Annotated in this window: 13 protein-coding genes; 12 read left to right on the top strand and 1 reads right to left on the bottom strand. The window is 60.0% G+C overall.

All coding sequences use genetic code 11. The annotated features are described in order from the left end of the window. Positions 1-26: 26 nt before the first annotated feature. The gene (locus tag ACW9I6_RS15395) at positions 27-338 is read right to left on the bottom strand and encodes a DUF6124 family protein (protein WP_003219377.1); all 312 of its coding nucleotides are present in this window, start codon (positions 336-338) and stop codon (positions 27-29) included. 600 nt (positions 339-938) lie between these two features. Here ACW9I6_RS15395 and ACW9I6_RS15390 point away from each other — a divergent pair. The 12 genes from ACW9I6_RS15390 to dxs all read left to right on the top strand — a co-directional run bounded on the left by ACW9I6_RS15390 (position 939) and on the right by dxs (position 14,078). After that, positions 939-2,324: an amino acid permease gene (locus ACW9I6_RS15390; protein ID WP_457339512.1), complete on the top strand. Its 1,386-nt coding sequence runs from the start codon at positions 939-941 to the stop codon at positions 2,322-2,324. 2 nt (positions 2,325-2,326) lie between these two features. Continuing rightward, positions 2,327-3,622 carry an aspartate aminotransferase family protein gene (locus ACW9I6_RS15385; protein ID WP_008436512.1) on the top strand — a complete coding sequence of 432 codons (1,296 nt, stop codon included), beginning with the start codon at positions 2,327-2,329 and terminating at the stop codon, positions 3,620-3,622. A gap of 115 nt (positions 3,623-3,737) precedes the next feature. Next, the gene (locus ACW9I6_RS15380) at positions 3,738-4,466 is read left to right on the top strand and encodes a TetR/AcrR family transcriptional regulator C-terminal domain-containing protein (RefSeq protein ID WP_177008865.1); all 729 of its coding nucleotides are present in this window, start codon (positions 3,738-3,740) and stop codon (positions 4,464-4,466) included. Between the two features lie 120 nt (positions 4,467-4,586). Next, complete coding sequence (locus tag ACW9I6_RS15375) at positions 4,587-6,629, top strand: acetoacetate--CoA ligase (RefSeq protein WP_457339511.1); 2,043 nt, start codon at positions 4,587-4,589, stop codon at positions 6,627-6,629. Further along, complete coding sequence (locus ACW9I6_RS15370) at positions 6,626-7,810, top strand: thiolase domain-containing protein (protein WP_457339510.1); 1,185 nt, start codon at positions 6,626-6,628, stop codon at positions 7,808-7,810. Before ACW9I6_RS15375 ends, ACW9I6_RS15370 begins: the two co-directional genes overlap by 4 nt. A 1-nt stretch (position 7,811) precedes the next feature. After that, on the top strand, positions 7,812-8,198 hold the full coding sequence (locus ACW9I6_RS15365; RefSeq protein WP_457339509.1) for a Zn-ribbon domain-containing OB-fold protein: 387 nt from the start codon (positions 7,812-7,814) through the stop codon (positions 8,196-8,198). A gap of 124 nt (positions 8,199-8,322) precedes the next feature. Beyond that, complete coding sequence (locus ACW9I6_RS15360; protein WP_457339508.1) at positions 8,323-8,967, top strand: NAD(P)H-dependent oxidoreductase; 645 nt, start codon at positions 8,323-8,325, stop codon at positions 8,965-8,967. Next, on the top strand, positions 8,906-9,298 hold the full coding sequence (locus tag ACW9I6_RS15355) for a MerR family transcriptional regulator (protein ID WP_177066959.1): 393 nt from the start codon (positions 8,906-8,908) through the stop codon (positions 9,296-9,298). The genes ACW9I6_RS15360 and ACW9I6_RS15355 overlap by 62 nt, the downstream gene beginning before the upstream one ends. A 416-nt stretch (positions 9,299-9,714) precedes the next feature. After that, positions 9,715-10,854, top strand: coding sequence for a Fic family protein (locus ACW9I6_RS15350; RefSeq protein WP_177051304.1), 1,140 nt, complete (start codon positions 9,715-9,717; stop codon positions 10,852-10,854). A gap of 88 nt (positions 10,855-10,942) precedes the next feature. Continuing rightward, a complete protein-coding gene (locus ACW9I6_RS15345; protein WP_003209964.1) occupies positions 10,943-11,185 on the top strand; it encodes an exodeoxyribonuclease VII small subunit in 243 nt (80 codons plus the stop codon). Continuing rightward, positions 11,182-12,069: a (2E,6E)-farnesyl diphosphate synthase gene (gene ispA / locus ACW9I6_RS15340; protein ID WP_008436503.1), complete on the top strand. Its 888-nt coding sequence runs from the start codon at positions 11,182-11,184 to the stop codon at positions 12,067-12,069. The genes ACW9I6_RS15345 and ispA overlap by 4 nt, the downstream gene beginning before the upstream one ends. A 110-nt stretch (positions 12,070-12,179) precedes the next feature. Further along, complete coding sequence (gene dxs, locus ACW9I6_RS15335; RefSeq protein ID WP_177035955.1) at positions 12,180-14,078, top strand: 1-deoxy-D-xylulose-5-phosphate synthase; 1,899 nt, start codon at positions 12,180-12,182, stop codon at positions 14,076-14,078. The last annotated feature ends 70 nt before the right edge of the window (positions 14,079-14,148 follow it).

Genomic DNA, 14,148 nt, shown 5'->3' with positions numbered 1-14,148 from the left:
GCAACCTCAGCGTAGGCTTAAGGTCCTCACCTCGGCTGCAAACAGTCCAGCGCTCGATCCACCACCACCTTCGACATTTCCACCAAATGCATCACCGCCCGCTGTGCGCCATTCAGCGGCTCGGTCGACGCCTGGGCGGTTGCCACGGCGCAATGCAATAACTCGGCAGCATGGGCCAGGGCATCTTCGAAACTCAGTTCGTCATCGACGGTAAACGGGTTGGGTGAAGGCTGCGCGTCCGGCGCTTTGAGGTAGTGATCGATCACTCGACGCGAGGCATCAGTGTCGCGGAGTAAGGCTTTATGGAATGCGGGTGGATCGGGGGTAACTTTGACCATGGTAGAACTCCTAGCAGTGAGTTAAACCACTAACCTCTCGCGACTAAACGATCAGAAGGTGGCAGCTGTACGCAGGTTAGTCGACCGGCCGCTAGGCACCGGCGCACCCGAAGGTGCCCTGCGCACAGCCACCATAAAGTGCAGGCGATAAATACCTGGCTTTGAGATGGCGCTGTACGCCTAGCGTTGTCCGGGCGACTAAACCCGATCACTGAATATGCAGTGACGGAACGCAGACTAGTCGCGGGATTTTGCTGGCGCAAGCGCTTGGAATTCTCTAGGAAACGTCCTGCCAAGGAAAGGGATCTGTCTTGCTGGCCGTCAAAAATCAGCGCCCCACCCCCACACGTTAGATGTGTTATCGGGTGACACCTCGCCCCGTATCTGCCAATCCAACTTCCCAAACTTCCCGTCTGACAAATCCAGAAACGATCCTACAAACCAATCTAAACAGAATGTTTAACCCCGATTCCCTCCTCCATACCATCAACCCCACCCTGCTCTGGCCCGAATCCTGCCTATTGAACACCGTACAATAAAATCGGCCACCAAGCCGGATAACGTTCATGACCGCTGCGCAATGCAGCCAGGGGAATGATGATGCGCAACATGTCCAACCAGGGCCTTGCTACTTCTCTCAAGGAACGCCACGTCATGCTGATCGCCATCGGGGGGGTGATTGGTGCTGGGTTATTTTTGGGGTCTGGCAAGGCGATCGCCACTGCCGGGCCTGCGTTGTTGGCGGCTTATGCCATTTGCGGGCTGATGATTTATCTGATCGCACGGGCGCTGGGGGAGTTGTCTCTATACCGACCCAATAGCGGGTCCTTTGCGTCTTTTGCCGAGGAGTTCCTCGGGCCGCGCTTCGGCTTTATTACCGGGTGGTCGTATTGGTTGATCTGGATTCTGGTGGGCGTGCTTGAGGTCACCGGCATCGGCCTGCTGATGAAATATTGGTTCCCGGAACTGCCCCAGTGGATTCCCGCACTCGTCACGGCCGGTGTGCTGATGGTGATTAATTTGTTCACAGTCAAGGCGTTTGGCGAGGTGGAGTTTTGGCTGGCGCTGATCAAAGTGGTAACGATTGTCGGGCTGATTGTGGCGGGGTTGGTGATTTTGTTTTTCGGCCTTGAAACATCGGCGAAGACACCGCCGTCCATTACCAACCTATGGACCCACGGAGGCGTTTTACCTCACGGCTGGAGCGGCCTGTTGTACGCGATTCCGGTGGCGGCGTTTGCCTTCGCCGGCGTTGAAGTGATCGGTGTGGTGGCCGCTGAAACGGCCAACCCCGAGCGCACGCTGCCCAAGGCGATCAACAGCATCATTTGGCGCATGTTCATTTTCTATGTCGGCTCGATGGCGATCATCATGGCGCTGTATCCGTGGAATCAGCTGAATACCGGGCAAAGCCCGTTTGTCATGGTGTTCGACAGCATCGGTCTGGGAATGGCAGCGGGGCTGGTGAACTTTGTGGTGATCACAGCGCTGGCGTCATCCTGCAATACCGGGCTGTTTGCCACGAGTCGCATGCTGTATTCGCTATCGCATTTCCAGCAGGCGCCACGCAGCCTCCAGGTGTTGAGCCGGCGCCAGGTTCCCGCTCGATGCCTGATGGTCTCGACCCTGATGTTATTGGTGGGTGTGCTGCTCAACTACATGATTCCGGAGAGTCTGTTCGGCCTGCTGATTACCGGGATATTGGGCCTGTTGATCTGGGTGTGGGCGGTGATCATCGTTGCGCATATGGCGTATCGCCGCAAAGTTCAGCGGGGTGAGTTGCCTCGGGTTGCCTATCGCATGCCGTGGGCCATGGGCAGCAGTGTGCTGGTGCTGTCTTTTCTGGCGGTGCTGGCCATGTTGGTGGCTCTGGACCCGGACACCCGCGCAGCCTTCTATGTGACGTTCGCCTGGTTCGCAGTGCTGATGCTGGTGTATCCGAAACCTACTCAGTCAGTAGCTGCCAGCGACGTGCAGGGAGCTTGAATATGACCGGCAACACCCTCAAGACCGAACTGGCTGCGTGTGTCGAGCGCTTCACTCGTGCCAACCCCAATAGTGCGCGCCAGTTGGAATGGGCCGCCCGGGTCATGCCCGGTGGCAATACACGCTCGGTGCTGTTTTACGAACCGTTTCCCCTGACCATGTCCAGTGGCGCGGGTTGCTTGCTCACCGATATGGACGGCCATCGCTATATCGACTTCCTGGCCGAATACACGGCGGCGCTATATGGCCACTCCCACCCGGTCATTCTGCATGCGCTGTCACAAGGGATGGCGCGAGGACTGAACCTCAGCGCCCATACCGAGCTGGAAGCCAGGCTGGCAACACTGATTGTGGAGCGCTTCGATTGCGCCGAGCAGGTGCGGTTTACCAACTCGGGGACCGAAGCGAACCTGCTCGCACTGGCGGCGGCAGTTGCCTACACAGACCGTCGCGCAATCATTGCCTTTTCTGGTGGATACCACGGAGGCGTAATGAGTTTCGCCGGACCGGCGACGGCAATGAACGTTCCCCATCGCGTCTATCTGGCCGACTATAACGACCTGCACAGTGTCGAGCGTTTGATGCATCAGCACCGCGGCAAAATTGCCGCGATCCTGGTGGAGCCCATGCTTGGTGCCGGCGGATGCATCTGCGCTGCGCCGGGATTTCTTCAAGGTTTGCGCGAAATGAGCCGGGCCCATGGCGCGCTGCTGATCTTCGACGAGGTGATGACTTCACGCCTGGCGCCTGGAGGTTTGCAGGAAAAGCTTGAGGTCAAACCTGACCTGATCACCCTGGGTAAATACTTGGGCGGCGGGATGCCTTGCGGAATGCTGGGGGGGCGCCGGGAAATCATGGCGCAGTTCGATCCGCGCCTGGGTCGCCTGCCCCATGCCGGGACATTCAACAATAACGTGATGACGCTCAGCGCCGGCATCGCCGGCCTGGAGCAGGTGTTCACCCGCGAGGCAGCCATTGCGCTCAATACCCGAGGCGATGCATTACGCCAGCAACTCAATCAGGTGCTGGCACCTGTCGCCCTGCAGTTCACGGGACAAGGCTCGGTGATGAATTTTCATCCCACCGCCATGCACCTGCAGCGCCCTATGGAGTTATCCGAGTACCAAAAACGCCTGCGTGACCTGTATTTCTTCCACCTGATCGAAAGTGGCATCTACCTCGCCCGGCGCGGGTTGGTCGCGCTGAGCTTGCCACTGACCGACAACGAACTGTTACACCTGCTCACCGCCACTCGGGCTTTTGTCGATCGCTACGCTGCTGTTTTGCCTTGCGACTGAGGCCGCCCTGCCCAGGAGCCCGAGGCTCCTGGGCACTCCACCGTGATTCGTATCCGAGACAGGAAAACCCTTAGCCGCTATTCTTTCGCCTTCCCTCAGCCGGAACGAAAGGCCCATGACCAGCAAAACCGCAAACCCCCGAGGCCGGCGTAAAAAGAGCGCTGGGGAGGATTCGAAAAACCTGTTGACCGCCCAAATCATCACCGCCGCGGCACTTGAGCTGATTGATCAGGAAGGCCTGGAGAAATTCAGCCTGCGCACTCTCGCCAGCGCCCTGGGCGTCTATCCGACGGCGATTTACTGGTACGTTTCTTCTCGGGAATTACTGCTGGCCCAGGTGTTGGCCAAGGTGTTGGAACACTTGGCGCCCGAGCCCCAGGAACGCTGGCAGGACTACTTGCGTGCGGCCATGGTCAATTGCCACAACGCCGTGCACCAACATCCGAATATTGCGCCGTTGCTCGGTGCGCAACTGGTCTCCAATACCCGCACCGACTTCAAACTGGTGGAAGGCGTGCTGGCGGCCCTGCAACAGGCCGGCTTCAACGGGCCGACACTGGCAAGCGCCTACAACACCTTCATTGCCGCCCTCACCGGGTTTACTACGCTGGAGTTCGCACCGCTGCCGGAAAACACAGAAGCCTGGCAAAACCAGGTCCAGCAGAGCCTTCAGCAAGTCGACCCGCAACAACACCCGACACTGGCGCAGAACATGGATCAGTTGAGCAATCGCAGCTTCAGCCTGCGCTGGCAAAACGGCGTGCAAGCGGCGCTGGATGACAGCTTCGCGTTTTATGTCGAGACCATCATCTGCGGATTGGAAACCCTGGCATCCCGTCGCTAGAAACGTCACTCATCGATACCTGAAAAACCACTAATTGTACGCCGTACAATTGATGATTAAGATCCGTCACGCATGAAACCCAATGACCCTTAATAAAAATAACGTCAGAGGTCTTTTATCGTGGCGAACGCTTTCCCGTTTTCTGATCCTGCCCGTCATGGGCAACTGCTGTGGCAGCCTAGTCCCGGGCACATACATCAGGCCCGTCTTACCCGTTACCTGAATTGGCTGCAGCAGGAACGAGATATTACCTTCACCGATTACCACGCCTTGTGGCGTTGGTCCGTCAACGACCTGGACGCCTTCTGGCAATCCATCTGGGATCATTTCCACGTACAGGCCTCCAGCCCTCCCCGCGCCGTTCTGGGCACCCGCACGATGCCAGGGGCGCAGTGGTTTCCGGGGGCCCAGCTGAATTTCGCCGAACATATTCTGCGTAACGAGCGAGAAAACAGTGATGCCCTGCTGTACGTGAGTGAAACCGATACGTTGCAAGGCATGCCCTGGCCCGACTTCGCCAACCAGGTGCGCACCCTGGCGACTTATTTGCGCGAGCTGGGAATAAGACCTGGCGACCGGGTTGTGGCTTACCTGCCAAATATCCCCGAAGCCATGATCGCCCTGTGTGCCAGTGCTGCCATAGGGGCAATCTGGTCGAGTTGCTCACCGGACTTTGGTGCCGATGGCGTATTGGATCGGGTCCGACAACTGGCACCCAAGGTGCTCTTCGCGGTGGACGGTTACCGCTATGGTGGGAAAGCATTCGACCGTCGTGAACAGGTCCAACGGATCGTTCGGGAGCTGGGCAGTATCGAGCAATTGATCATGCTGCCCACGCTCTTCCCCCAAGAGTCGATCACCGTTCAGGGCGCAGTCGATTGGCGCAACCTGCACCTTCGCCCGATCGTCCCGGCCGCCGACTTCCAGTGTGAGCAACTGCCCTTCGACCACCCGTTGTGGGTGCTGTTTTCTTCCGGCACCACGGGGCTTCCCAAAGCGATCGTGCACAGCCATGGCGGCATTTTGCTGGAGCAATTGAAAGCCCTGCATCTGCACCTGGATTTTCGCCCTGGCGATACCGCGTTCTTCTTCACCACCACCGGCTGGATGATGTGGAATACCTTGTTCTGCACGTTGCTCTGCGACGTACGCCCAGTGCTGTACGACGGCCATCCCACCTGGCCGAACACCGATACGTTATGGCAAGTGGCGCAAGACAGCCGTGCGAGTTTTTTCGGCACCAGCCCCGCCTACATCGAGCTGATGAAACGTCAGGGCGTGGTTCCCGGCCAGCGCTTCGATCTTTCGGCACTGCGCACTGTCATGCCCGTGGGGTCACCGGTTTCACCTGAGTGCAATGCCTGGTTCTATCGCCACCTCAAACCCGACGTATGGGTCGCCACCGGCAGCGGCGGCACCGATATCTGCAGCGGCCTGGTCAGTGGGGTACCCACGTTGGCCGTGTATGCCGGCGAAATCCAGGCACGTGCCCTGGGCGTGGCGGCGCATGCATTCGACGACCAAGGCAAGGCCGCCATCGATCAAGTCGGCGAGTTGGCAGTGACGGCGCCAATGCCTTCGATGCCGGTGTACTTCTGGAACGATCCCACCGGCGAGCGTTACCGCGACAGCTATTTCCAGGCCTGGCCCGGCGTATGGCGCCATGGTGATTTCTTCCTGGTCAACGGCCGTGGCGGTTGCCAGGTGCTGGGGCGCTCGGACGCGACGCTTAATCGCTTTGGCGTGCGTATCGGCACCGCCGAAATCTACCGTGCGCTCGAACAGATCGAGGCCATCGAGGACTCGCTGATCGTCAATCTGGACTTGCCTGAAGGTGGGTTCTTCATGCCGCTGTTTGTCCAGCTACGCCCTGGGATTCAGTTGGACGCAGGCCTTGAACGGCACATCAGCGAGTGCCTGAGCCAAACCTGTACACGCCGACATGTCCCGGATCGCATACACGCGGTGCCCATGATTCCCACGACGTTGACGGGAAAGAAAATGGAGGTGCCAGTGCGGCGGATTTTGATGGGCCATGACCCGGCAAAAGTGGCCAATCCAAGTGCCATGCGAGACCCGCACGCATTGGCGTTTTTTATCGATTACGCAGGCCAGCAAACCGACTATCCAATGCCTTTACCGCTGGGAGACATCGAATCATGAGCCTTAAAGCAAAAGCGTTTATCGTCGGGGCTTATGAACACCCTACCCGCCACGCCGTGGACCGCTCCCTCGCCCAACTGCATGCCGACGTCGCACGCGGCGCCCTGGACGACGCAGGATTGAGCATCAACGATGTCGACGGCTACTTCTGCGCGGGAGACGTACCGGGATGGGACTCCCAAGGCGTCGGCCCGTTTTCCGTGGTCGAATATTTGGGCATCAAACCTCGGCACATAGAAACCACAGAAAGCTGGGGTTCGTCCTACATCCAACACGTTGCACAGGCTACACGTGCCATCGCCGAAGGCCGGTGCAAGGTGGCGCTGATTACCCAGGCCGGACGTCCACGCGCCGAGCGCCAGCGGCCGGACAGCAGTCAGCTCAAGCAACCGCAGAGCGCCTGCGAAGCACCATTTGAAATGCCCTACGGCGCCGCCGTGACCAATCTCTACGCCATGTGCGCCATGCGTCACAGCCACGAACATGGCACCAGCGCCGAGCAACTGGCCTGGATCAAAGTCGCTGCGTCACACCATGCCCAGTACAACCCCAACGCGATGCTGCCCAAGGTCGTCAGTGTTGAAGACGTGCTGAACTCGCCACTGATCGCGGCCCCATTACGCAGGTTGGACTGCTGTGTCATCAGCGACGGCGGCGGAGCGCTGGTACTGGCGCATCCGTCCATCGCCCGCGCACTCAAGCGGCCGCTGATCACACCCATCGGCTCAGGCTATTCGGTCAACCATTTGAACGGCGGCTACTTCGACCTGCTCTCCAGCGGCGGCATCCAGTCCGGGGCTGACGCCTTTGCCGAGGCTCGACTCAAGCCCAGCGATATCCGCTACGCCTCACTCTACGACAGCTTCACCATCACCGTATTGATCCAGCTGGAAAACCTCGGATTTTGCACACCCGGCCAAGGTGGCGTCTTTGTCGCCGATGGCAAGCTGATCAGTGGCGAAGGCCCACTGGCGGTGAATACCGATGGCGGCGGCCTCTGCAACAATCACCCGGGAAACCGGGGCGGCATGACCAAATTGATCGAAGCCGTCCGCCAATTGCGCGGTGAGGCCCACCCGGCGGTTCAGTTGCCCGATTGCACCTTGGCATTGGCTCACGGCACCGGTGGCCTGCTGGGCTCACGACATGGCAGTGCCACCCTTATTCTGGAGCGACTCTGACATGCACCTCAAACCACCTCAAATCACCCCGGAAAGCGCGCCGTTCTGGGACGCCGCCAATCAAGGAAAACTGCTGCTGCGCCGCTGCCTCGATACCGGCAAGCCTTACTACTACCCGCGTGATCACAGCCCGTTTACCGGCTCGACGTCTACCGACTGGATCGTCGCCAGCGGCGACGCGACGCTGTATAGCTTCAGTTACAGTCGGCGAGAAGACCACGTTCACTGCATTGCCTACGTGACCCTGAACGAGGGCCCTACGATTTTGTCGGCAATAGACTGCGAGGACCCACAACAACTGCGCATTGGCCAGCGACTCAAGGTCGCCTTCTACACCTGCGAGACAGGACAAAATGTACCGGTCTTCCTGCCGGTCGGCAGCGTTTAACTATCACGGGCAGGGCTAGGTCAGCCAGATCGCCGACCCTTGCCCATACCGTAGAGCAAGCGCTTGACTCTCCCCCTAAGGTCACACCTCACCCTGAAACCCCAGTTTTCAGGACCGCACCACCATGAGCCAACGCATCCTGGTCATCCTCGGCCACCCTTCCAGCACCAGCTTCTGCTCGGCCCTCACCGACACCTACATCACCAGCGCCAAAAACGCCGGCCACGAAGTACGCATCCTGCGTCTGGGTGAACTGGCTTTCGACCCTATCCTCCACAACGGCTACAACCAGGCCCAGCCTCTGGAACCCGACCTGCTCAACGCTCAATCCGACATCCTGTGGGCCAATCACCTGACGTTTGTTTTCCCCGTCTGGTGGGGTGGCATCCCTGCGTTGATGAAAGGTTTTATCGACCGAATTTTCCTATCCGGTTTCGCCTTCAAATACCGCAAGGGAAAGGCCTTCCCCGACAAACTCCTGAAGGGCAGAACCGCGCACTTGCTGGTGACCCTGGACACGCCGCCGTGGTATTACAGGTGGTTCTACCGCATGCCCGCGCTGCACCAGATACGCAAGACAACACTGGCGTTTTGTGGCATTCAGCCGATCAAGACGTTGCTGTTCGGGCCGGTGTTGGGCTCTACGCCAGCACAGCGGGAACAGTGGCTGAAACAGGCCGGCGCACTCTTTGGGAAAAGGACTTTTCATGTACATCGGCAAAGCCGCGCAACTGTCGGGCACAACCATCAAAGCGATTCGTCACTATGAAGCCATCGGCCTGTTGCCGCCGCCGCAGCGGGAAGGTCGTTATCGATTTTACTCCACGCAAAGTGTCGAACTGCTGACGTTCATCAAGTGCGCCCAGCAGTTGGGTTTCAAGCTCAAGGAGTTGCAGGCAATTCTGGGTGGGCATCACGGTGATGGGCTGCCCTGGGGCCTGGCGGACAAGGCGATCGCCAACAAGAAGCAGGAGTTGGTGCGGCAGATCGAGGCATTGCAGAAGATGCATGGAGGACTGGTCGAGTTTGAGGCCAGTCTCAAGGATGCTCAGGGCCAATGCACCGCACCACTGAAAACGCCACTGCCGTCAATGAGCTGAACCGCTGTTTTACGTAGTACCGGGCAGCGGCTCGGAACAGAAAAAGCTTCGCAAAAAATGGAGTGGTTTCCGGCCGCACTGGGAAAGGTCCACTTCGAGCGCGATTGGCAATGGCGTGCTGGCGGGAAGTTGGACGGCGATTACCGGCGTGTGGGACGCCATCAAGCAAGCGCAGGAGATCTTCAAGGACGCCGGCAAGCTGTTTGAAAGCCTGGGGGCGACAGCCAGCGAATCGATGGAGCTGGCGAGTACTGCGCCAAAGGTTATGGAACAGGCGATCCTGCTGGCCAGTGATGAGGCGGCGCTGTACCTGATGTGCGCATCTGACTGGACAGTGAGCCGAATAGCTCACACAATCGGCTCACCAAATGAGCCGAATAAGCCTTCTATTCGGCTCACATACCGAGCATGCCTCTATGGATCACCCGAACTGGATCTGGCAACAACCGGACTGGCCGCACTTTCACTGGCAACCAGAGCGCCTTGCAGCGTTGTTGCGAGAGTGCACGCAGGCGCAAGGAAAGTTGCTGGGCATGCTCGGTTCGGTCAGCCAGGCCCAGAGCTCAGAGAATGAACTGGATGCATTGCTGCAAAACATTCTGACCTCCTCGGCAATCGAGGGTGAGCAGTTGAATGTGGGCTCGGTACGTTCCTCTTTGGCCCGGCGCCTGGGCCTGGAGCTATTGCAAGACGGCTCCGTGAGCCGGCGCAGCGAGGGTCTGGCTGACTTGATGCTGGACGCCACGCAACAGTTTGCTCAACCGTTTACCCTCACCCGTCTATTCAAATGGCATCGATGGTTGTTTCCCGCCGAGGAAGCCCGCTTTTCCACCCACGGCTTGAACGTAGGCGCGTTAAGGGGGGATGAGCCTATGCAGGTTGTATCGGGAAGACTGGACCGACCCACTGTGCATTTCGAGGCCCCACCCCGCCAAGGACTGGAGCAGTCGCTGGACGATTTCATCGAATGGTTTGAAGCCAGCCGGAATCATGCGGCCCTTGACCCATTGCTCCGCGCAGGCCTGGCGCATTTCTGGTTCGTCACCCTGCACCCCTTCGATGATGGCAACGGTCGTCTGACGCGGGCTATTACTGACCTCGCGCTTGCCCAGGCGGAGAACCAGGCGATCCGCTTCTACGCCATGTCGGCAAGCATCCTTGAAGACCGGGCAGGCTATTACCGTGCACTGGAAACCAGTCAAAAAGCCACGCTGGATGTCACCGATTGGCTAGAGTGGTTCCTGCAAACCCTGCTTCGTAGCCTGCAGCAGGCGATGGCGCGGATCGACCGGGTGCTGGGTAAAACTCGCTTCTGGCAACGGCATCGAGACCACGCACTCAGCGCCGAGCAGACAAAAGTCTTGAATCGCTTGCTCGACGGCGGCGAGAAGGGCTTTGAGCACGGGATCAGCGCGGCCCAATATCAAGCGGTGGCCAAAGTGTCCAAGGCCACGGCGACCCGACATCTGGCCGATCTTCTGGAAAAAAACTGCCTGGTTCGGCTACCCGGCGGCGGCCGCAGCACCCGCTATCAAATCAACACTCAAGGCGATTGATTTTCAAGGCAAATCCCCCCACTCATTTGCCCCAATCCCCCATGTCTGCTAGTGTCGCGCCGGTTTACCGTCTACCGGAATAGCCGCCATGGCCCGCAAAAAAGTTGCACTCGATTTCGAACAATCCCTCGCCGACCTGCAAACCCTGGTCGAGCGGATGGAGAACGGCGAGTTGTCGCTGGAAGACTCGTTGACCGCATTCGAGCAAGGCATCGGCCTGACCCGCGACTGCCAGAGCGCCCTGGCGCAGGCGGAGCAGAAGGTCCAGGTGTTGCTGGAACGCGATGGGGAGTTGGCCGAAGAACCTTTCGATGCGGAACAGCCTGAATGATCGACGCTTATCAGGCCGGCAGCCAGGCCCGGGTCAATGCTGCGCTGGATCCGCTGTTTGTCGCGCCCAGCCCTGAGCTGAACCGCCTGTATGAGGCCATGCGCTACAGCGTGATGAACGGTGGCAAGCGCGTTCGCCCGTTGCTCGCCTATGCGGCCTGTGAAGCCCTCGGCGCCCAGGCGGAGGAAGCCAACGGCGCCGCCTGTGCGGTGGAGTTGATCCACGCTTACTCCCTGGTACACGACGATTTGCCGGCAATGGACGACGACGATCTGCGTCGCGGCCAACCCACTACCCATAAAGCCTTTGATGAAGCCTGCGCGATTCTCGCCGGTGACGGCCTGCAAAGCCTGGCGTTCAGCGCCCTGCTGGACCCGCGCCTGAGCAGCGTCAACGCCGAGATCCGTCTGCGCATGGTTACCGCGCTGGCGCTGGCCGCAGGGCCTGCCGGCATGGTCGGCGGCCAGGCGATTGACCTGGGCTCGGTCGGTTTGAAGCTCGATCAACAAGCCCTGGAATACATGCACCGCCACAAGACCGGCGCGCTGATCGAGGCCGCCGTGCACCTCGGCGCCCTGGCCAGTGGCCGTGCCGAAGCTGCGCAACTGGCGGCGCTGCAAACCTACGCGCGGGCCATCGGCCTGGCGTTCCAGGTGCAGGACGATATTCTCGACGTTGAAAGCGATACCGCGACCCTCGGCAAGCGCCAGGGTGCTGATATCGCACGGGACAAGCCGACTTATCCTTCGCTTCTCGGGCTGGAAGCCGCCAAGGCGTACGCCCTGGAGCTGCGGGACCAGGCCCTGGATGCCCTGCGACCTTTCGACGCGGCTGCCGAGCCACTGCGTGACCTGGCGCGGTATATCGTCGAACGTCGCCACTGACAACAGCGGCCTTTTCCACCGCATATCAGCCAAGTTCGGCGCTCTGCGTGGGCAGTTTGCGATGCTTGAGGTAAACTGCCGCCTCTTCTATACCTATAACGATTCGCCTGATGCCCACGACGTTTCAAGAGATTCCCCGCAAGCGCCCGGCCACGCCCCTGCTGGACCGTGCCAACACGCCAGCCGGCCTGCGCCGCCTGGGTGAAGCCGAGCTGGAAACCCTGGCCGATGAGTTGCGCCTGGAATTGCTCTACACGGTCGGCCAGACCGGTGGGCATTTCGGTGCCGGCCTGGGCGTCATCGAGCTGACCATTGCGCTGCATTACGTATTCGACACTCCGGACGACCGGCTGGTGTGGGACGTGGGTCATCAGGCCTATCCGCACAAGATTCTCACCGGACGCCGCGAGCGCATGGCCACACTGCGCCAGAAGGATGGCATCGCCGCCTTCCCGCGCCGCTCCGAGAGCGAGTACGACACCTTTGGCGTCGGCCACTCCAGCACCTCTATCAGTGCAGCGCTGGGCATGGCGATTGCCGCCCGCCTGCAAAACAGCGATCGCAAGGCGATTGCGGTGATCGGTGATGGCGCGTTGACCGCCGGCATGGCCTTCGAGGCGCTGAACCACGCGCCGGAAGTGGACGCCAACATGCTGGTGATCCTCAACGACAACGACATGTCGATCTCGCGCAATGTCGGTGGCCTGTCGAATTACCTGGCAAAAATCCTCTCCAGCCGCACTTACGCAAGCATGCGTGAAGGCAGCAAGAAGGTGCTCTCGCGTCTGCCCGGCGCGTGGGAAATTGCCCGTCGTACCGAAGAATATGCCAAGGGGATGCTGGTTCCCGGCACCCTGTTCGAAGAGCTGGGCTGGAACTACATCGGCCCGATCGACGGCCATGACCTGCCAACCCTGATCGCCACCCTGCGCAACATGCGTGACCTTAAAGGCCCGCAGTTCCTGCATATCGTGACCAAGAAAGGCAAAGGCTTCGCCCCGGCGGAAGTCGACCCGATTGGTTACCACGCGATCACCAAGCTGGAACCGCTGAACGCCCCGGCCGCCGCGCCGAAGAAGCCCAGCGGGCCAAAGTATTCCGGTGTGTTCGGCGAATGGCTGTGTGACATGGCCGCCGCCGACCCGCGCCTGGTGGGCATCACCCCGGCGATGAAGGAAGGTTCCGACCTGGTGGCGTTCAGCGAGCGTTTCCCGCTGCGCTATTTCGACGTGGCCATCGCCGAGCAACACGCGGTGACCTTCGCCGCGGGCATGGCCTGTGAAGGCGCCAAGCCGGTAGTCGCGATCTACTCTACGTTCCTGCAACGCGGTTATGACCAGTTGATTCATGACGTCGCGGTGCAGAACCTCGACGTGCTGTTCGCCATCGACCGTGCGGGCCTGGTGGGCGAAGACGGCCCGACCCATGCCGGCAGCTTCGACCTCTCGTACCTGCGCTGCATCCCCGGCATGCTGGTGATGACCCCGAGCGACGAGAACGAACTGCGCAAGATGCTCAGCACCGGCCACCTGTACAACGGCCCGGCGGCTGTGCGCTATCCGCGGGGGAATGGTCCGAATGCGGTGATCGAAAAGGACCTTGAGCCTATCGAAATCGGCAAGGGTATCGTCCGCCGCCAGGGCAGCGGCGTTGCCTTGCTGGTGTTCGGCGTGCAATTGGCTGAAGCCTTGAAAGTGGCCGAGAAGATCGACGCCACGGTGGTAGACATGCGTTTCGTCAAGCCACTGGACGAGGCCTTGGTGCGCGAGATCGCCGGCAGCCATGAGCTGCTGGTGACCCTCGAAGAAAACGCCATCATGGGCGGCGCCGGTGCGGCAGTCAGTGAGTTCCTGGCGCGGGAGAATATCCTCAAGTCGGTGCTGCACCTGGGCTTGCCAGATGTGTATGTCGAGCATGCCAAGCCGGCGCAGATGCTGGCCGAGTGCGGGCTGGATGAATCCGGGATTGAAGCTTCGGTTCGTCAGCGCATGGCCCTGCTGGGCCTGTAGAAACGCGATTAAAAATGTGGGAGCGGGCTTGCTCGCGAAAGCGCTGGGTCAGTCGACAGATGCATTGACT

It is taken from the genome of Pseudomonas sp. SDO5522_S412 (assembly GCF_054071215.1).
This window is presented reverse-complemented; position numbering and strand designations above follow the sequence as displayed.